General features: G+C 48.6%; 20 protein-coding genes. 18 read left to right on the forward strand and 2 right to left on the reverse strand.

Annotation, left to right across the window (positions count from 1 at the left end; genetic code table 11):
• The 18 genes from H6G45_RS11860 to H6G45_RS11945 all read left to right on the forward strand — a co-directional run.
• A partial coding sequence (locus H6G45_RS11860) for a DUF4114 domain-containing protein (RefSeq protein WP_190598637.1) occupies positions 1-242 on the forward strand: 242 nt, incomplete at its 5' end.
• A gap of 238 nt (positions 243-480) precedes the next feature.
• Positions 481-1,215, forward strand: a complete 735-nt coding sequence (locus H6G45_RS11865) for a YoaK family protein (protein WP_190598638.1) — start codon at positions 481-483, stop codon at positions 1,213-1,215.
• A gap of 319 nt (positions 1,216-1,534) precedes the next feature.
• Entirely contained in the window at positions 1,535-5,131 is a 3,597-nt protein-coding gene (locus H6G45_RS11870) for an AAA-like domain-containing protein (RefSeq protein ID WP_190598639.1), read from the forward strand.
• Between the two features lie 330 nt (positions 5,132-5,461).
• On the forward strand, positions 5,462-6,250 hold the full coding sequence (locus H6G45_RS11875; protein ID WP_190598640.1) for a V4R domain-containing protein: 789 nt from the start codon (positions 5,462-5,464) through the stop codon (positions 6,248-6,250).
• Complete coding sequence (locus tag H6G45_RS11880) at positions 6,247-6,672, forward strand: hypothetical protein (RefSeq protein WP_190598641.1); 426 nt, start codon at positions 6,247-6,249, stop codon at positions 6,670-6,672. The genes H6G45_RS11875 and H6G45_RS11880 overlap by 4 nt, the downstream gene beginning before the upstream one ends.
• A 14-nt stretch (positions 6,673-6,686) precedes the next feature.
• The gene (locus tag H6G45_RS11885) at positions 6,687-7,199 is read left to right on the forward strand and encodes a phycobilisome protein (RefSeq protein ID WP_190598642.1); all 513 of its coding nucleotides are present in this window, start codon (positions 6,687-6,689) and stop codon (positions 7,197-7,199) included.
• Positions 7,200-7,201: 2 nt separating this feature from the next.
• A complete protein-coding gene (locus H6G45_RS11890; RefSeq protein WP_190598643.1) occupies positions 7,202-7,867 on the forward strand; it encodes a V4R domain-containing protein in 666 nt (221 codons plus the stop codon).
• 30 nt (positions 7,868-7,897) lie between these two features.
• Positions 7,898-8,380: a 2Fe-2S iron-sulfur cluster-binding protein gene (locus tag H6G45_RS11895; protein WP_190598644.1), complete on the forward strand. Its 483-nt coding sequence runs from the start codon at positions 7,898-7,900 to the stop codon at positions 8,378-8,380.
• A gap of 52 nt (positions 8,381-8,432) precedes the next feature.
• Complete coding sequence (locus H6G45_RS11900) at positions 8,433-8,903, forward strand: allophycocyanin (RefSeq protein ID WP_190598645.1); 471 nt, start codon at positions 8,433-8,435, stop codon at positions 8,901-8,903.
• Between the two features lie 34 nt (positions 8,904-8,937).
• Positions 8,938-9,249 carry a 2Fe-2S iron-sulfur cluster-binding protein gene (locus H6G45_RS11905; protein WP_190598646.1) on the forward strand — a complete coding sequence of 104 codons (312 nt, stop codon included), beginning with the start codon at positions 8,938-8,940 and terminating at the stop codon, positions 9,247-9,249.
• 120 nt (positions 9,250-9,369) lie between these two features.
• A complete protein-coding gene (locus tag H6G45_RS11910) occupies positions 9,370-10,296 on the forward strand; it encodes a tetratricopeptide repeat protein (RefSeq protein ID WP_190598647.1) in 927 nt (308 codons plus the stop codon).
• Between the two features lie 120 nt (positions 10,297-10,416).
• Positions 10,417-12,279 carry a serine/threonine-protein kinase gene (locus H6G45_RS11915; RefSeq protein ID WP_199309733.1) on the forward strand — a complete coding sequence of 621 codons (1,863 nt, stop codon included), beginning with the start codon at positions 10,417-10,419 and terminating at the stop codon, positions 12,277-12,279.
• A 74-nt stretch (positions 12,280-12,353) separates the two neighbouring features.
• Entirely contained in the window at positions 12,354-12,575 is a 222-nt protein-coding gene (locus H6G45_RS11920) for a hypothetical protein (protein ID WP_190598648.1), read from the forward strand.
• Positions 12,576-12,599: 24 nt separating this feature from the next.
• Entirely contained in the window at positions 12,600-12,737 is a 138-nt protein-coding gene (locus H6G45_RS11925) for a hypothetical protein (RefSeq protein WP_190598782.1), read from the forward strand.
• Between the two features lie 17 nt (positions 12,738-12,754).
• The gene (locus tag H6G45_RS11930; protein WP_190598649.1) at positions 12,755-13,243 is read left to right on the forward strand and encodes a type II toxin-antitoxin system VapC family toxin; all 489 of its coding nucleotides are present in this window, start codon (positions 12,755-12,757) and stop codon (positions 13,241-13,243) included.
• 218 nt (positions 13,244-13,461) lie between these two features.
• On the forward strand, positions 13,462-14,628 hold the full coding sequence (locus H6G45_RS11935; protein ID WP_190598650.1) for a lipid-A-disaccharide synthase-related protein: 1,167 nt from the start codon (positions 13,462-13,464) through the stop codon (positions 14,626-14,628).
• Positions 14,629-14,762: 134 nt separating this feature from the next.
• Entirely contained in the window at positions 14,763-15,731 is a 969-nt protein-coding gene (locus H6G45_RS11940) for a GAF domain-containing protein (protein ID WP_190598651.1), read from the forward strand.
• Between the two features lie 174 nt (positions 15,732-15,905).
• Positions 15,906-16,154: a hypothetical protein gene (locus H6G45_RS11945; protein WP_190598652.1), complete on the forward strand. Its 249-nt coding sequence runs from the start codon at positions 15,906-15,908 to the stop codon at positions 16,152-16,154.
• An 11-nt stretch (positions 16,155-16,165) separates the two neighbouring features.
• On the opposite strand, the gene H6G45_RS11950 is transcribed toward H6G45_RS11945, so the two are convergent.
• Positions 16,166-17,179 carry an aromatic ring-hydroxylating dioxygenase subunit alpha gene (locus tag H6G45_RS11950; protein ID WP_190598653.1) on the reverse strand — a complete coding sequence of 338 codons (1,014 nt, stop codon included), beginning with the start codon at positions 17,177-17,179 and terminating at the stop codon, positions 16,166-16,168.
• On the reverse strand, positions 17,169-17,465 hold the full coding sequence (locus H6G45_RS11955; protein WP_190598654.1) for a 2Fe-2S iron-sulfur cluster-binding protein: 297 nt from the start codon (positions 17,463-17,465) through the stop codon (positions 17,169-17,171). Before H6G45_RS11955 ends, H6G45_RS11950 begins: the two co-directional genes overlap by 11 nt.
• Between the last annotated feature and the right edge of the window lie 183 nt (positions 17,466-17,648).

A 17,648-nucleotide genomic window follows, 5' to 3' on the forward strand; every position in this document is an offset into this window, starting at 1 on the left:
GCATGGTGATTATTCCCAACGCCACCATTGCAGAGGTGCTGAACCAAAATCCCGGTAATGATCCCAATCTTGGCCCCGTTGCTCTTTTCTCTTTTAATGAGGCTAATCCCGGTGGTATTAATCAAATGTCCCGTCTTGGTAGTAACCTTTTTGGTTTTGAAGATATAGTTGGGGGCGGTGATCAGGATTACAATGATGTGATTTTACAATTTAGTTTTCCAACTTCTAACGCCGTAAATTAGAATTTATTCAGTGTTACTTTACGCGCATGGTCAAGCTAAGAATGGACTTAAAAAATTGCCTTGTCAGTAAAGAATCCTTGCTAAAATGAGGAACTCTTCCAAGTTTATCCTCCTTAATCAGGAGCGCTAGGGGGAGACTAACTAGCATTGTCAGAAAAGCAGAGGAGGGGGTAATTAACCACAATTGTCAGATTTTTGAGACACGCTCTAACATAACTTTGCCATGTAACCATAGACGATGAAACTATTATTAAATGAGCAGTTTATTGTCGGTGTTTTATTCAGTTGGGTAGCCGGCTTTGTCGATGCAGCTAGCTTTCTAGGGTTGAATGGTTTATTCACCTCTCACATTACTGGCAATCTGGTCATAGCGGCAACGGAAATAATTGGCGTGGGGGGACAAGCCCTGTGGGTTAGACTTGCAGTCATTCCCGTTTTTATGTTTGCCGTTATCCTTACCACTGTCCTGGCTCGCCGCCATCAACTAAAGCTCAGCCATTTGATTAGTATGGAAACTTTAGTTTTACTGTTATTTACCATAACTGCAATTATTTTGGCTCCAGCCCACCATAAATCAGCCAATAATTTGCCGTTATTTTTGACTGGCTCCCTAGGAGTATTTTCCATGGGAATGCAAAATGCGTTAATGCGGGAATCCCTCGGACATATTGCCCCTACCACCGCCATGACCAATAATTTGACCCAATTCACCATGGATCTAGCATTAATTAGTGGACTACAAGACACCCTTCGCCCAAGGGCATCCTGCCAGGATCTTGATGCTTGCCGCACAAGACTAATAAAATTTGGCAGTGCATTGCTAGGATTTAGTGTCGGTGCTATTTTCGGTGGAGTTTTGACGGCTAAATTGGGTTTATCTTCATTATGCTTACCTTTGGTGTTGATGCTGTGGTTGTCATTAAAAGCTGAACTGATTTTCCGCCATACTGATATGAATGCTGGGTTAAAATAAAATCTGATTCAACCTGCTTAAGCGTGATCAAAGTTTTTAATTAATAAATCTTTTCCAATTTTTTTTCGGTCTAATCTTGCTTATTAAGTCAACTCAATTAGGATTTACGACGGCTAAGTTTTTTGTCTATTTTATTCCCAAATTCAGATGGTAATAACAGCCTTATAAATGCACTTTTGTCTTAGTTTTAAGGTGGTTTGCTATCTGCGTATAATGAAAGTCAGAGGCGGAAACCATAGCTCCCCTCAAAGAGTCGATGCACTATTGCAAACCGTTACTTGCCCTTTGGCGGGATAGTCAAAGACATAACTAAATAACAATGTCCTCCATGTCCCTAAATTTATTGCAATCGAGTCCCTACCAGGTGGGGGGAAGTTTGGCCGCTAACCATCCCAGTTATAGCCAACGGGAGGCAGACCGGGAACTTTTGGCCCAGTTGCGAGGAGGGAAATTTTGCTATGTGTTCAACTGCCGGCAGATGGGCAAATCTAGCCTGCGGGTACGTACCATGCATCAACTACAGCAAGATGGGGTGGTGTGTGTTTCCATTGACATCACCAGTTTGGGCACTGAAGCTGACCCACAAAAATGGTATAACGGCATTATTACCCAGCTTTACCTTGGTCTATCTTTGGCGGGCAAAGTGGCCCTCAAACCCTGGTTGCGGGAGCGGGAACAACTCAGTCCCATTCAAAAGTTACGAGAATTTGTTGAATCGGTCATTCTTCAAACCATTGGCGATCGCCAGATTGTCATTTTTATTGATGAAATTGATAAGGTGCTGAGCCTGCCCTTTTCCCTGGATGACTTTTTTTCTTACATTCGTTTTTGCTACAACCAACGGGCGGATGATAGGGAATATAATCGCCTCAGCTTTGCCCTCTTTGGGGTAGCGACCCCCTCGGATTTAATTGATAATAAAACCCAAACTCCCTTTAACATTGGCCAAGCCATTGCCCTGACTGGGTTTACCCTAACAGAAGCCCTGCCCCTCAGCGCTGGTTTTGCGGTGGATGAAGGGAGTGCCCAGGCAATTCTCAGGGAAATTTTAGCCTGGACAGGGGGACAACCCTTTTTAACCCAGAAGGTCTGCGAACTAGTGGCCCAAGCTCTGCAAGGGGGGGAGTTGCATTGCCAAGCTGACACCATTCCCACCGCCATTGCCCAGGTGATCGGAGATAAAATCATTCACCACTGGGAATCCAATGACGAACCGGTACATTTTCGCACCATCGGCGATCGCCTTTTGAAGGACGAGGCCCGCAGTGGGCAACTGTTGGGACTGTACCAAGAAATTCTGCATAAGGGTGCCATTCCGGCGGACGATAGCGTCGAACAAACGGTGTTGCGGCTAACAGGGCTGGTGGTCAAAGTGGAAGGGCAATTGCGTCCCTATAACCCCATTTACCAAGCAATTTTTAATGCCCAATGGGTTAGTAAAGAGCTCAATAAACTCCGACCCTACAGCACTAACCTCCAGGCTTGGATCAATTCCAATTACCAAGACTCTTCTCGATTACTACGGGGGGAAGCTCTGCGGGAAGCCTTGGCCTGGGCCAGCAGTAAAAACCTCAGTGGGGTGGATTACCGTTACCTCAACGCCAGTCAAAATCAGGAACAGGAAGCTTCCCTGGCCGCCAACCAAATTTTGACCCAGGCCAATGTCAAGGCTAAACGGATGATCAGCTTCGGTATTGTGGTGCTGATGATGTCCCTGGGGGGATCGGCGATCGCCTTAAGCCAGGCTTACTTTGCCACCCTCAAGCAACAACGGAGTCAACAGGGCACAGAACTACAACGCTTAGGCACTAGCGCCCAACGGCAATTCACCTTTGATCAAATTCCGGGTTTGGTGACAGCTTTGGAGGCAGGGCAACAACTCCACCACCTAGTCAAAGCGAATGAAACCCTCAGTCAATATCCCGCCACCAGTCCATTGGTAAGTTTGCAACAAATTCTTAGCCAAATTGCCGAAAAAAATATTCTCACGGGCCATAGGGACGGAGTGACCAGTGTGGCCATTAGTCCCGACAACAATTTAATTGCTTCTGCTTCCCGGGATGCAACAGTGCGCCTTTGGACTCCCCAGGGCCGATTTTTGCGGGAACTGACTGGCCATAATGACAGTATCTATCGGGTGGATTTCTCCCCCAACGGTAAAGTGATCGCCACCGCCGGTCAGGATCAAACGGTCAAAATTTGGGATCTGGAAGGCAACGTTTTGCAGACCCTAAAGGGCCATCAAGATTCTGTTTATAGCGTCAGTTTCAGCCCCGATGGAGAAACCCTGGCTTCCACCTCCCGGGACCGCACTGTGCGTATTTGGCATTGGCGATCGGGTAAAACCCTAGCTGTGTTGGAGGGGCACACGAAATCCGTGGATGATGCCCAATTTAGTCCCGATGGCCAAACCCTGGTCAGCGTCTGCCGGGATGGGCAAATTCGCCTCTGGGATTTGCAGGGTAAGCTCATCCGTCAGTTTGGCTTGCCGGAGGTGGCCTTTTTTGGGGTTAATTGGCACCCCGATGGCAACCTACTGGCCGTGGCGGCGGACGATGGCACTGTGAGACTTTGGAATCTCCAGGGGGAAATTAAAGCCACCCTATTGGGCCATGATGAATTTGTCACCAGGGTAGTCTTCAGCCCTGATGGTAAAGAGTTATTTTCTAGCAGTAGTAACGGCAGCATCATTCACTGGTCCACCAGCGGCAAAATGCTGAAAAAGTACCAGGGTTACCCAGAGGCAATTTTTGGTTTAGCCCTAGCCACCAATGGTGCCCTATTGGCGATCGGCTTGGAAAATAACTTGGTTAAGGTCTGGGATATGACCCCAAAGCCCGATTTGGTTAGCCTCAATTTGCCTGGTGTACTTGGGGGCTTAGCAGAAAACGCCCATACGAATACTATTGCGTTGGCAATGGAAAATGAACCCTTAATGTTATTCAATACGGCAGACCAAAGCCGCCGGACTTTACCAAATACTAGCCAAAATGTTAATCGCCTCCAGTTCAGTGTTGATGGCCGCTGGTTATTGGGGCAACGGGGTCGGCAATGGCAACTGTGGCAACTCCAGGCCAAGCCCCAATTGCTCAAAGCCTGGACGGCGGATATTGGCCGTGTTTACGATGTGGACCTACGCACCCCCCCCACATCTCCCCAATGGGCGATCGCCGTAGCCACCGGTAGCGGAGAAGTGCAACTTTGGCAGGGGGCAAACAACGAAAATCCTAGTGGGAACCACGCCCAAGGGGATAGCAATAGCAACCCCAGTAATGCCATTGAATTGCATGGCCCCATTGCCCTGGCCCTGGGCAACCCCATGCAACGAAAAGAACCCATCCGCAGTGTTAGCCTCCACCCGACCTTACCCCAACTGGCCGCCGGAGATGAGCAGGGTAATCTCACCCTCTGGAATTTTGATGGCACCCTAATTAAAAGCATTGTGGCCCACGGCGATCGCCTCAATCAACTGCAATACAGCCCCAACGGTAAATACCTATTAAGTGCTGGTCGGGAAGGCACCGCCAAAATTTGGAGTGTGGAGGGGGAATTGTTACACACCCTAAAAAGTGACCCTCTACCCATCGATCAGATTGCCATCAGTCCCGACAGCCAATGGATCGCCACCGCTGCCAGTGATGGCATGGTCAGACTTTGGGACCAACAGGGTAACCTCCGGGGGGAATTTACCAGTACATCGGGATCATTATTAGGGCTAGGCTTTAATCGGGAAGGCCAATGGTTACTGGCCGTGGCCCAAAATGGTGATCTGCAAAGTTGGCCCGTAACTCCGGAGAAGGAGCGGCTCCGCCAACTAGTGGAGCAGGGTTGTGGCTGGTTGAGGGATTATCTGGCCACCGAGAAACAACCAGCCCAGACCTATTCCCTGGAATTTTGCCAGTCAACGGAAAATTGAAGGGCAGTTTTGTCAACAGAAGAAATACAAACTTAACAATAATTAATGGAGAAATGTTTAGTTGTCTTTTCTACTTTGACAACGTTTTGTAACGGAGATTTATCCTGCCTACAAAAGCCATGTAAAAATTAGAATTAGTTGGGATTTTTAGAGTAACACTGATTAAACTTTGTACTGGCTACAAAGTGGGTCAGCCGTTGGTTGAATTTTCCCCATTTAGGAAAATAGTCAGTGGTTATTCAGAATTACTCAACACCGTGAACCCAGGGCAAGGCTCTTGTTTTTCACCGCATTTACCCGTTTTATCCTGAATCCTTTTCTAACCCATAGATGGGTTGCCTGCCAAGCCAAACTGATTTTTTTACCATACCCAAGGGGATGTCGTCCATGGTTTTAACTTCCATTAGTACATCAAACACTCCGGCCCAGGTCAAAGGATCTAACTTGTTGGAACATAGTTTAAGAAAGGTTCATCCCAACAAACACCACCACTATCAAGTGGAGGACTTCTTTTGTTTTCAAATGAATTCTGGTTCCATTGTGGACTGGAATAATTGCCGTAACGTTCTTACCAGCGAAGATTTTATCGTTGGCTTAATTGACGGTTTGCAAGAGGAAGTGGGCAACGCCTCCAGTGTGGTCATGTACAACATCGGGAAAGAGTGGGGTCATTACGATGCTGAGTTTTTTAATCAATGGTTCCTGACCGAATTTGGTTACACCAGTTCTTTGAGCGAGCTCAATCTTAACTATGTGCTGGAAGGTTGGTGGTGGCCCTTCACTGCCCAGGGCTGGGGGAACTGGGCCATTGACCTAAGTGAGCAAAAAAACGGTTTTCTGTTTGTGGACATTTTCGACTCCGCCGTGGCCCGCACCTTGGGAGATGTGGGTAAACCAGTCTGTCATATTTACGCTGGCCTGTTGGCAGGGTTCTTCAGTCGCCTGGTGAAAAAGTCCCTCAACTGCATTGAAATTCAGTGCTACGCCATGGGGGAAACCTATTGCAAGTTTCTAATCGGCAAACAGGACCGCATTGATGCGGCCACCTTCTGGCAAAACGAAGGGGCCAATGCCAATGACATTGCCACCAAGCTGGTTAAGGGAGAGTACCTCAAATGATCCATCCAGCCCAATGGGCCCAGATGAAAGTGGGGGATTTTTTCCGGGGTTACAACTGGCAGGGCTCCCCCTGGGTGTTGGAGTCTTCGGTGACGGAGGAAAGCCTAGATAACTTGCCCTCTTTGGTTTGTCTGTCGGTGGCGGATTTCTTTTCCCAGGGAAATTGGACTGGGCAACAATCCCGCCCTGGGGGGGAAAACTTACCAACGTTGCATCGTCCCAAAGCCCCTCCCCGACCCCTTTCCCTCACAGCCTCGGTGGCGGATTTTTGTCGGGGTATTCAGTGGCAAGGTCAGCCATTGCCTCAACCATTGGCGATCGCCAGTTCTCGCCCTGCCAAGCTAGAACAACTAGAACAAAAAGCGCCGGTGACCAAGCTAGAACCGGCCATTGGTTTGGAAGATCTTTCCGATTTATTTTAGGGGTCCATAAAATTATGCAAAAGGATTTTGAACGGCTCTTTCATCGGGCGGAAGACCATTATCTCCATCCTCTGGAAATTATTTCCTTCCGCAAAAATTTAGGCTTAATGCAAGAACGGTTAAACACCTACCGCCTCCTGCGGGATAGGGAAACTATTCTTTTCCAGGCGATCGCCGACCAATTGGAAATGGAATTTAACGATGCACCGGTGGCCCAACTGCACCAAGCTCTCCTGCATTGGATTAGCATTTTGCGCTACGGAGCCATGGCCATGCTCCTGAGTAATCCCGAATACCTACAATACCGTTTGTTGGAGTGGCTAGAGGGAGTGGTACAGGCCCATGAAATGGTGGCCATGGAAACCAGGGTATCGGAATTACTAAAAGAACAGTTACAGTCCCTGTTGGAGCCCCTCCAATACCATCTCCTAGAACCCTTTTTAGCCCAGGCAGACCAAACCATCCTCGGCCAGGCCCCTGCGCCCGCCCCAGAGGAAGAAGCAGAAATGATGACCCTAGGAGAGTAACGATGATTGACGTAAATGCTCTGATTAATGCCCAACCCCCCAAAGGTAACTACTTTGCCCCGGACGTTTATCTCCAAGGGGATAACGAGTTTGGCCTGTTGGAAAATCGCAGTGGAGCCCGCCTAATTGCCCTGCCCGATACCCTCATCAAAGGTCTATTCTCCGCCCTAGATTCCGAACTAGGCATTGGGGCTGGGGTGGCCCTCACCGCCTGTGGCAAAACCTGGGGCAGTGCTTTCTATAAGCGCTTTGCCGACGAACTGCAGGAATACTATGGCAAGCCAATCCAGGCCATGGCCATGGTGGAATTCCTGCAGACCTTTAAACAATGTTGGAAATCCCACGGTTACGGCCTGGTGGATATCGACTTGAAATACTACCAAAACGGCTTCATTGTGGCCGAGGTGATTAATTCCCCTTTTGTGGCCTGTGCTCCCCAGGGTAAAAGCCCCATGGGTTTCCTGGAGGCGGGCATGCTGGCCGCCTTTTTCTCACAGTTAACCGGTGAAAAGCTCCACTGTGAGCAAACCGTCTGTGAGTCCCTGGGGGCGGAAAAAAATCTTTTCATCCTCGGCCTGAAGGAGCGCCTTAAACCAGTTTCTGCTTGGTTAACAGAAGGCCATGACCATGCCACCATTATGGAATTGCTCTGTCGCCAACAGGGCTAATATCAGTATTACAGCACTAAGGAGGATTGTGTGGCTAAAACCATTAGACTCGACCCCATCAATTTAAAAGTCGCCATTGAGACTAACGATAATCTGCTTTCAGGATTACTTAGTCAAGATTTGCGAATTATGAAGGAGTGTGGTGGTCGGGGGATGTGTGCCACTTGTCATGTTTACGTCACCGCTGGGATGGAAAGTCTTTCCCCCCTCAACCGTCGGGAACAGCGCACCCTAGAGGTGATTACTACCCATAATGGCCGCTCCCGCTTGGCCTGCCAGGCCCGGGTGTTGGACGAAGGGGTGGTGGTGGAGTTGCCCGCTGGGATGTACGTCAGTGAAATCGAGGACATCGAGGAACTGATTGGCCGTCGGGCGGAGGAAAACATTTTAAATCCTCGGGATGGGGGCATCCTGGTGGAAAAAGGTAAATTAATTACCCGTTCGATGATTAGTCAATTAGCAGATCAGTTACAGGCAGCCAAAATCCAAATTGCCAAGGATGTGGATGAGTAGGCACCGGCCCATGGGGGCAGTTTGATTTTTATTTTTATGAGGTATGTGATTGATGTTTAAATCCCTAACTCGTTTGACCATTGATACCGATGGCCGTTACGCCACGGATCAAGAATTGCAGTTTTTGCAGGATTTGTTAGATACGGCGGAAATCCGTATTAGTGCCTATGAAAAAATCCGGGACAACGAAGAACAAATTATTAACCGCTGGGAAGCGGAAAAACGGAACCTGCCCCAGGATACTTTCCACATGGGCGATCGGGATGTGACGGAGATTTGTCGGCGGGATATGACCAATGTGTTCCGTTGTTCAATTACGGCCATTTTATTTGGGGATTTAGACCGCCTGCGGGAGGGTTTATTGATTTGGTACCAAACTATTGTGCGTGCCTACAACTATACTGAGTACGCCAAGATTAGTTATAAAGTGATCCAGGAAACCATTAAGGAATTTCTGGAACCTGATGAGGTGGCAATGGTGTTGCCAGCGCTGAAGTTGGACCACACCATTCTCAGTAGCTAATGGGCTAATTTTGAATCAATTGTTTGGATCATTCATGGATACGCTTTATTCCGTTAATCTGGTCAATCCGGCCACGGGCAGTGATGTCACCATCCAGGTGGAGGCGGATGAGTTAATTCTCGAAGCGGCGGAAAATCAGGGATTGGATTTGCCCTATTCCTGTCGGGCGGCGTCCTGTGTGGCCTGTGCAGGTCAATTGCTGGAGGGAACCATTGAGCATACGGATAAGGGATCTGATTTCCTTAAGCCGGAGGAATTGGCGGCGGGTTGTGTGTTGCTCTGTGCGGCCTATGCCACTGCCAATTGCAAAATTCTTACTCACCAAGAGGAAGCTTTGTTTGGTTAAATCTCCAGCGGGGTTCTCCGATCTTCCATAGGATGCCCAGCATGTTCAAACTCTGTTGATGGGCTTTTCTGAGCTCTAGCAATCTGTGTTCTATCCATTGTCGGCAAAGGAATCAGGATTATGATGGAAAATCAAGTTAATGAACAAACGGTAACTTCCCAGGGAAACGGGGCCCCAACCACGGGCTACAAATCCGGGCTCTGGGATGGTTTGTCGGTGGTAGCGTTAATCGGTGGGGCGATCGCCAGTGTGGTTTTGCCTGCTAACCCAGCGGCCGGGGTAATTCCAGTGGCGGCCGGGGTCGGACTCCATTTATTTAACCGTAAGCAATTGGAACAGCATTTGCTGGCCAATCAACAGGCCACAGCGGCCCAGATTGTCCAGTTGGTGAACCAAAACCAAGCCCATCTGCAGGAATATCTACAAAAATTCCAAGGGGATGTTCACACTTCCCTCGGTCAACAGCAACAGGCGATCGCCGCTAACCAAGCAAATTTGACCAAAGCTTTCCGGGCAACCGCTGCACAGACCCATGAAATCCTAGACCACCAACATCAAGACCTAGTTGCTGTGGTTCAGGAGTTACGCACCATGGAAACCTGCACCCAAAGCATTGCCGCCTATCCCCATGCTGAGGCTTATTACCAACGGGGCTTGAGCCATTTCCGCTTGGAAGATTGGACCGAAGCAGTGCGGGATTGCACGGAAGCTATCCGCCTTAGGGGCGATTTGGCCGGTGCTTTTCACCATCGGGGCATGGCCTACGCCCGCCTAGATAACCGCAAGCAAGCCACGGACGATTTACGTCAGGCCTACAAGCTCTATTTTGACCAAGGGGATTTGGACAACTATGAAGTGGCCAGGGCTCTCCATAAGCAGTACTATGAAGGGCCAGTGGAAGATCTGGAGCTAGAAATGGAAGCCACCGCGGCAATGGCCCCAGCGGATGGTGTTGGCCATGAAGCTTACATTGCCGATCCAGACCGGGAAATTAAACCCCTGTTGACGGAAGAAAGCAACACCACGGCGGCCAACTTGTTTGGTTAAAGCTGCGGTTTCAGCCCGTTGGCCAAGACTTCCCCCATTGCCTCCAAGACAACAACAACAGCAATAATCGCCTGGGACAAAGGTAAGATAGAGTCACTCCCTGTCCTAGGCGTGTTTTTTATGGTGAAGACTGCCAATGTGGCGGTTATGCCACTGTTTCCCCGCTCCCAATATAGAATTATTGGACAAATTGGACAGGGACAGTTCGGACGGGTTTACTGTGCTATCCACCGGCTTACGGGTAGAATGTTTGCCCTCAAGGATTTGGAGCACCGGGTATTTCCCACCAACAAATTTCTGCGGGAACTGTCCTATCTGCTGACCCTACGCCATCCCAACATTGTGGCTTGCCATGGCTTGGAATACCATCCTGGGGGGCGCTATTTGGTGATGGATTACTGCGAGGGGGGCACTCTACGGGACATTATCGATGGGGATGGAGATTTATGTGTGGCGGGAAAAATAGACCTAGTACGACAGATATTGCTGGGTTTGGCCCAGGCCCATCAGCACGACATTGTCCACTGTGACCTCAAACCAGAAAATATCCTGTTAATTCCGCGGGGAGAGGGGTGGCAGGTGAAAGTATCAGATTTTGGCATTGCTCGCCTGACGGCAAAAACGGGCAATCCTAACTTCGGCAAAGGTTATACTGGTTCCCCCGCCTATATGGCCCCGGAACGCTTCTACGGCAAATTTTCTGTGGCTTCCGACATTTATGCAGTGGGCATTTTACTGTACGAGCTCATTGTCGGCGATCGCCCATTTTCAGGATTTCCTAAAGCTTTACAGACGGCCCATCTCAATACCCGCCTAACTTTACCGCCGGAATTTCCCCCCTTGCTTGGTTCCATCGTCCAACGAGCTTTGGAGAAATTGCCCCAACGGCGATTTTCCAGTGCCGCAGCCATGGCCAGTGCTTTGGCAACGGCCCAAAAACAAGCATTGGAACAGAGTCTCCCCCAGGCTAACGGCTATCTTTACCATCACCTTGCCCCGGCCTCGCTGACTTTTACGGCCACGGTGAAACACAGTACCCCTTTGCTATTTCCCGTCAACCACCTAACCAGGGCAGGACTTTGGCTGTATCTGGGCAATGGGACCAAACTGTACCTATGGCAATATGGCGACGGCAATTTCGAGCACCATCCCTTGCCCCGATGGTCTTTGGGTTTGCCGGGAACCATGGCTAACCTGGAGGTAAACCAAGACCAAATTAGCCTGTTAATCCAGGGGGGTGAAACGGGAGAATGGCAATTTTACCAATGGCGAGAAACCCTACTTAGGAATCTTTGCCTACCCAAGCCCTGCATCAATTTGCAAGCAGATCGTCTGTTGGCTAACCTGAGCCCCGGGGGCAAAACCCTGGCAGTGGTGGTGGGCGATCAAAACAGTGCTAAAGGTTACTTTCAGGTATGGCGGACTGACCTCTGCTTAGCGGTGGCCCCGGCATTGCCAACTCGATGTCCTTGCCAACTGCTCACCCTAGATCAAAACCATGGCCTGTTAGTGCAGTCACCATCAACTGCGAGTCACCGTCAGACTGTTTTTTTCCTATTTAATCGGCGGGGGTCTGTGTTTCCGGCATTTCGTCTTTCTTTTTTAGTGTCTCAATTGGTGGTTAACCGCTACTCCCGTAACCATTTGTTTGGCTTGGCCGATGATGCCCCCCAAACCGGTATTTTGATTCGTCTGCAACCCCTAAAAGTCAATCGCATTGCTTTAAATGTCCAGCCCCAATTCGTTCAGCCTTTTCCCTGGGGTTACTTGCTGGCCGATCGCCATGGGGAAGTGGCTCTGTTGGATTATGAGGGTTTTCTATTTGGCAATTTTTCCCTAGGGGAAACTATCACGGCGATCGCCCCCATGGGTCGTTATCTCTGCTTGTTTGCCACGTGGCAGGGCAATGGGGGAAATTTACGTCTGCTGGATTTGGGCTCCCAGGTGGAAAACATTATCCGCCAACGCCAAGAAAAACGTTAAGATCGCAAACTGTAACTGTTGTTACCTAAGGGTAACCACCGTCATTTTTTTGCAATCTAAGGGAATTGAGGACAATGTTTAAACCTGGCTTACTTTTGTCTTTGCTTGTTGTGGGTTGTTTGTTAGTGGTCAGTGGTTGCGGCGGTGGTAATCGGGAAGAGGAAGGTAGACAAAATCAACAGAACATGGAACAGCAAGAAGATAGGGCTGGGGATAACGATAATCATGCCAATGATGACCACAATGATGATAACGAGGAAGATAATGACAATGACGACAACGATAAAGATGACTGAAGCGGTTTGGTTCTAATTACCCCAGTGAAGATCCTTTTCATTAGTAACGGCCACGGAGAAGACCTCAACGCCGGCCTGATTATCGATGCCCTACAACGGCGATCGCCGGAATTTGATCTGTTTGTTCTGCCCTTGGTGGGGATAGGGAAAGCCTATCAATAGACACTTTGGTCTAAACCATGAAAAGTACGGTTTACGTCGAAACAAGTGTGATTAGCTATCTCGCAGCCCGTCCCAGCCGGGATGTGGTTGCCGCAGGGCATCAACAGATCAGCTACGAATGGTGGGCCACAGAGCGCATCAATTTTTCTCTCTACACTTCCGCCCTGGTGCTTCGGGAAGCCAGTAACGGAAACCCAGAGGCCGCATCGGCCCGTTTAGAATGGTTGCAGGACATTCCCGTTATTGCTATTACCCAAGAAGCTGAAGCTCTTTCCGAATATCTTATTCAAAGAGCGGCCCTCCCCCAGACCGCAGTGGCGGACGCATTACATATTGCAATAGCGGCTTACCACCAACTTAATTTTTTGCTTACCTGGAATTGTAAACACATTGCCAACGCAGTTAAACGTCACCTTATTGAACGTGCTTGCCGAGAATTTGGCTTTGAGTCCCCTATCCTTTGCACTCCCGAGGAACTGCTCGGAGTTAATTCTGATGTGGAATGATCATATAGTTGAAGAAACACGACGCTTACGAGATGAGTATGCGGCCAAACATGGCTACAATATCCACGCGATTGTGGCGGATCTCAAGCATTGGCAAGAACAAGGTTTTCCCCTTACAGGCCAAAGAACCGAGATGCTTCAACCCAAACTTTTGTCTTCCCTAAATCATCACAATCAAGAGTCAGAATGACCAAAGTGGCTCTATTCGCATTACCCCAGTGAAGATCCTTTTCATTAGTAACGGCCACGGAGAAGACCTCAACGCCGGCTTGATTATCGATGCCCTACAACGGCGATCGCCGGAATTTGATCTGTTTGCCCTGCCCTTGGTGGGGGAAGGCAAGGCCTATCAACAGAGGGGGATTAGTATCATTGCCCCGACCCAACCTCTGCCCTCCGGGGGGCTAATTTACACTGGCTTTCTGACCTGGTGGCGAGATATTGTTGGTGGTTTAGTGGGCCTGACCATTAAGCAAATTAAAGCCCTACTCAAACAAAAACATCAATTTGACCTCATTGTGGCGATCGGTGACATTGTGCCCTTGGCCTTTGCCCGTCTCAGTGGTAAGCCCTACCTGAGTTTTTTGGTGGCCAATTCCAGTTATTACGAAGGCCGGTTACCCTTACCCTTTACTGTGGCCTGGTGTTTAAAATCTCGCCATTGTCTCGGGGCGATCGCCAAAGACCATTTAACAGCGGAGGATTTAGGACAACGGGGCATTAATATTCGTTGTTTGGGCTATCCGATCATGGACGCTCTCCAACCGACGGGACAGCCATTGCAACGGCACAGCAACACCCTCATTGCCCTTTTGCCCGGTAGCCGGGTGCCGGAAGCGTTAAACAATTTGGGCCAACTATTACCCCTCTGTAGAGCCATTGCCCAGGAAAAAGTAGTGGATTTTTGGGCCGCCCTCGTGCCCGCAGTGACGGTGGAGCATCTACAAACCTTGGCAGTGGAGCATGGTTGGCAATACCACGGCGATCGCCTGGAACGGGGGAACTGCACCATTCATCTTTCCTGGCAGCAATTTGCCGACATTCTGCAGCAGGCGGATTTAGTGTTAGGCATGGCCGGTACTGCGGTGGAACAGGCCGTGGGTTTGGGTAAGCCAGTGTTACAAATTCCTGGCCGTGGCCCCCAATTTACCTATGGTTTTGCGGAAGCTCAAATGCGATTATTAGGCCGTTCCGTCACCACCATTGGCCAAAATCCCCAGGAAGCCAATTTAATCAGTCAAGCTAGTCAGAAAGCCCTGGAAATTTTGGCAGATCACCATTATCAACAAAGCTGTCGGCAGAACGGGCAAGAACGCATTGGTTCCCCCGGTGGTTCCCTGGCGATCGCCAACTATATTGCCAAAACTTTGGCCAGCAAGGGGTAGAATGCGGTCAATATCGCCATCATTGACTGCAACTCACCCACCAGATCAAGGAAAAGTCTTCCCTTTAACAACCGGAAAATCCCCAAGAAGATTAGGATAAAAGCATCTAGGCCAATTTTCATCGTCCTCCGTGTATGAGCATCTACGATCCCAATCCAGATCTGTCTCTAGCCAGAATCGAAGCCCTAGAGCAGGAGTTGGCCAGCCTCAAAGCCAGTAACAACACCCTGGATATCCAAAATAAAATTCTCAAAGGCTTTATTTCCCTCACCAACGTCTCCGCGGGGCGGATGTTGATTAAGGCCACGTTGCAAAAAACCATGGAAGCCTCCATTCACCAAACGGGGGCCCAGTTGGGCAGTCTTTTCTTACTAGATGGCGACGGCCGGGTCACAGAGAGTATTTTGGCCAGGGGAGCCACCGACCAAAATCAGAAAAAAAATCTTGTCGGCCAAGTGTTGGATAAAGGACTGGCGGGTTGGGTCAGGGAAAATAAAAGAACGGGATTAATTAACGACACCACTAAGGATTACCGTTGGCTGAAACTGCCCGACGAACCCTACAATGCCCTGTCGGCCCTGGGGGTTCCCATTGTTTGGGGAGACGAATTGTTGGGGATTTTAACCCTGATGCATTCCCAATCGGACCATTTCACCCCGGCCTCTGCCATCGCCATGGAGAAAACGGCGGAATTAATTGCCCTAGTCTTGAACAATGCCCGCATTCAAACCAAGCATAAGCAAAATGAGACCCTGATCCAACAGGAAGATGACCTCTTAAACCAGGCTATTTTATGGTTTCCCAGTGTGATCTTCATTTTAGATAACCAAGGAGTATTGCTAAAATGTGGGGGAAAATATTTAGCACAAATTGGCCTTGACCCCAAAGAAAGCATTGGTAAATCGATTTATTATTTGTTACCCGAAGCTAACGAATTAAAAAGTTTGATCAGCCATGCTTTAGCTAACAATGTGATTGAGTCCGTCAGTGTGCAATTGGAACGAGTTGACCATGGCACTTGGTTCTATGATGCTTGGTTTTCCCCCATTCTAGATACCCATGGCCAGGTTGCCCACGTTGTTTGTATGCTTTTGCCAGCCTAGAAAAGTGGGTAAAAGTTCAGAATTATCCCTTCCATACCCATCTGCATTTTGGTTACACTGCGGCTGAAGTTTACTTTTTAACTGGGGAATGGGAGGATGTCTTCAAGACCCATTTCATGACTGGAATAACTAGAATTTTAAGGATAAATTCCACGAGCAATACAACAGAAACGTATGAAGAGTTACCGGCGGTTGAAGCGATTATTTTTCTCTACCAAGGTTGGCAATAAACCTAAGCAAATTAAACAAAAGTCCGGTTCAGGCAGAGCAAAAACCTACCTCAGTTTAGCGGTGTTTCTACTCTGTCCCCTCACCCTCTGGGGAACCACCCAGAACTTCAATTTAACCATGATGGCCCTGACTACTTTTTGCATTGCTTATCTGGGCAAAGGAATGCGTCGCCCCAAGCCCAACGATCCATAAAGCCCTACCCATCAAACGTAGAAAGTTACTTCCACACTCTTATCTGGCAACTGTCGCGGATCTTCTCCCTTGGCGATCGCCGTGCGGATGGATTCCACAAAAATATGGATAGTATCGGCGGGGGTATGATTAAAATTGGTGCCGTATTTTGCGATTACTTCCTGTTGGATGGCAAGAATTTTTAAGTCCTGGGCAATAATCCGTTTTGCAGTCCCCCAAACCAAAGGAATGGCAAATAAATTCCAAATGCCATAATTGAAGGCAACGTCTGTATAAACTAGGGTAGATTGTTCCGTTTCGGGCACCGATTGGCTAGTAATAAATAAATGACGTTGGGCATTAAATTTATATTCCACAGACGTGGTATTCGGCATCATAAACCGGTCAGTATGAATAATTTCATTGCCCTGGGAATTGAGGAATTTGCCCCACCAACCCAAATTATTATTTTCGTTATGATACTCAGCTTTGACTTGTCCTTGATGGCGACGCACAGTCATTTGTATGGCTTGCCGTTGGGCAGTGCGAAAAATACCTGGATGCACCGAAGCTGTGTGGGGAATGTCAATGAAATTCTCAACGCAGTTGGTGACGTTATTGGCAAATTGGTGGATTAGTCTTATCCTCTGCCAACCTTTTTTACCATACTGGGGTAAAGCAAAAGGGGGTTGAATGGGGTTCCCTAAACAGACATAAATAAAGCCTTCCTGCTCCATCGTTTGGTAACATTTTGTCTGCAAATTTTCCCTTGGTTTAAACTGCTGACCTTCCGCTGGCACACCAATAACTTGGCCTCGATGATCATAAATCCAACCGTGGTAGGGACAGTGAAGATTACCTTGCTTTACCGAACCGCAGGAAAGGCGACTATGGCGATGGACACAACGATCCTCCAAGGCGATCGCCATGCCATGGTGATCTCGAAAAATTGCTAACCATTGCCCCAAAATTTGCCGGGCCAAAACTTGACCAGGCTTTAAATGCTGACTTTCCGCCGCCACATACCAAAAATCTTCAAATTTCATCGCTTTGATAGGTTCTAATCGCAATATCTCCCGTTAATCTAATCTGACAAGCCAACCTAGCTTGGGCATCATCGGGGGACAGAATAGCCAACAGTTCCTTTTCCTCGGCCCCTGGAGGCGGGATTTCTCCCACAACCCGCACTAGACAGGTACCACATAATCCTGTGCGACAACCGAATAAAATTGGCGAATTCTCTAGGGTTAAATATTCCCCTAGACGAGCATTAAATTGTAATGATAGGGGTGAAAAATTACTTTCAGGGAAGGAAATTATGCAATGATCCATAATTTTCAAAATTGGCGATCGCCTATGTATGACAATCTACGGGCAAGTCTGGTGTCAAAGCCTAAACTTCCAATGGGATAGTAGCATCACAAAATATGGTCCGCTTTAAAAAAGAAGTTTTCTAACTCCTTCTGGACAGAAATCAAGGTCTTGCTAGTAACTCAAATTGTCCAGATAGAAGTA

The sequence above is a fragment of the Synechocystis sp. FACHB-383 genome, assembly GCF_014698605.1.
In the GTDB taxonomy this organism is placed as follows: Bacteria; Cyanobacteriota; Cyanobacteriia; order Cyanobacteriales; family Microcystaceae; genus Synechocystis; species Synechocystis salina.

Bases quoted from the DNA above. Each gene is read 5' to 3' on its own strand.
- H6G45_RS11865 (WP_190598638.1), top strand. From the start codon at position 481: ATGAAACTATTATTAAATGAGCAGTTTATTGTCGGTGTTTTATTCAGT.
- H6G45_RS11870 (WP_190598639.1), top strand. From the start codon at position 1,535: ATGTCCTCCATGTCCCTAAATTTATTGCAATCGAGTCCCTACCAGGTG.
- H6G45_RS11875 (WP_190598640.1), top strand. From the start codon at position 5,462: ATGGGTTGCCTGCCAAGCCAAACTGATTTTTTTACCATACCCAAGGGG.
- H6G45_RS11880 (WP_190598641.1), top strand. From the start codon at position 6,247: ATGATCCATCCAGCCCAATGGGCCCAGATGAAAGTGGGGGATTTTTTC.
- H6G45_RS11885 (WP_190598642.1), top strand. From the start codon at position 6,687: ATGCAAAAGGATTTTGAACGGCTCTTTCATCGGGCGGAAGACCATTAT.
- H6G45_RS11890 (WP_190598643.1), top strand. From the start codon at position 7,202: ATGATTGACGTAAATGCTCTGATTAATGCCCAACCCCCCAAAGGTAAC.
- H6G45_RS11900 (WP_190598645.1), top strand. From the start codon at position 8,433: ATGTTTAAATCCCTAACTCGTTTGACCATTGATACCGATGGCCGTTAC.
- H6G45_RS11905 (WP_190598646.1), top strand. From the start codon at position 8,938: ATGGATACGCTTTATTCCGTTAATCTGGTCAATCCGGCCACGGGCAGT.
- H6G45_RS11910 (WP_190598647.1), top strand. From the start codon at position 9,370: ATGATGGAAAATCAAGTTAATGAACAAACGGTAACTTCCCAGGGAAAC.
- H6G45_RS11915 (WP_199309733.1), top strand. From the start codon at position 10,417: ATGGTGAAGACTGCCAATGTGGCGGTTATGCCACTGTTTCCCCGCTCC.
- H6G45_RS11920 (WP_190598648.1), top strand. From the start codon at position 12,354: ATGTTTAAACCTGGCTTACTTTTGTCTTTGCTTGTTGTGGGTTGTTTG.
- H6G45_RS11930 (WP_190598649.1), top strand. From the start codon at position 12,755: ATGAAAAGTACGGTTTACGTCGAAACAAGTGTGATTAGCTATCTCGCA.
- H6G45_RS11940 (WP_190598651.1), top strand. From the start codon at position 14,763: ATGAGCATCTACGATCCCAATCCAGATCTGTCTCTAGCCAGAATCGAA.
- H6G45_RS11945 (WP_190598652.1), top strand. From the start codon at position 15,906: ATGAAGAGTTACCGGCGGTTGAAGCGATTATTTTTCTCTACCAAGGTT.
- H6G45_RS11950 (WP_190598653.1), bottom strand. From the start codon at position 17,179: ATGAAATTTGAAGATTTTTGGTATGTGGCGGCGGAAAGTCAGCATTTA.
- H6G45_RS11955 (WP_190598654.1), bottom strand. From the start codon at position 17,465: ATGGATCATTGCATAATTTCCTTCCCTGAAAGTAATTTTTCACCCCTA.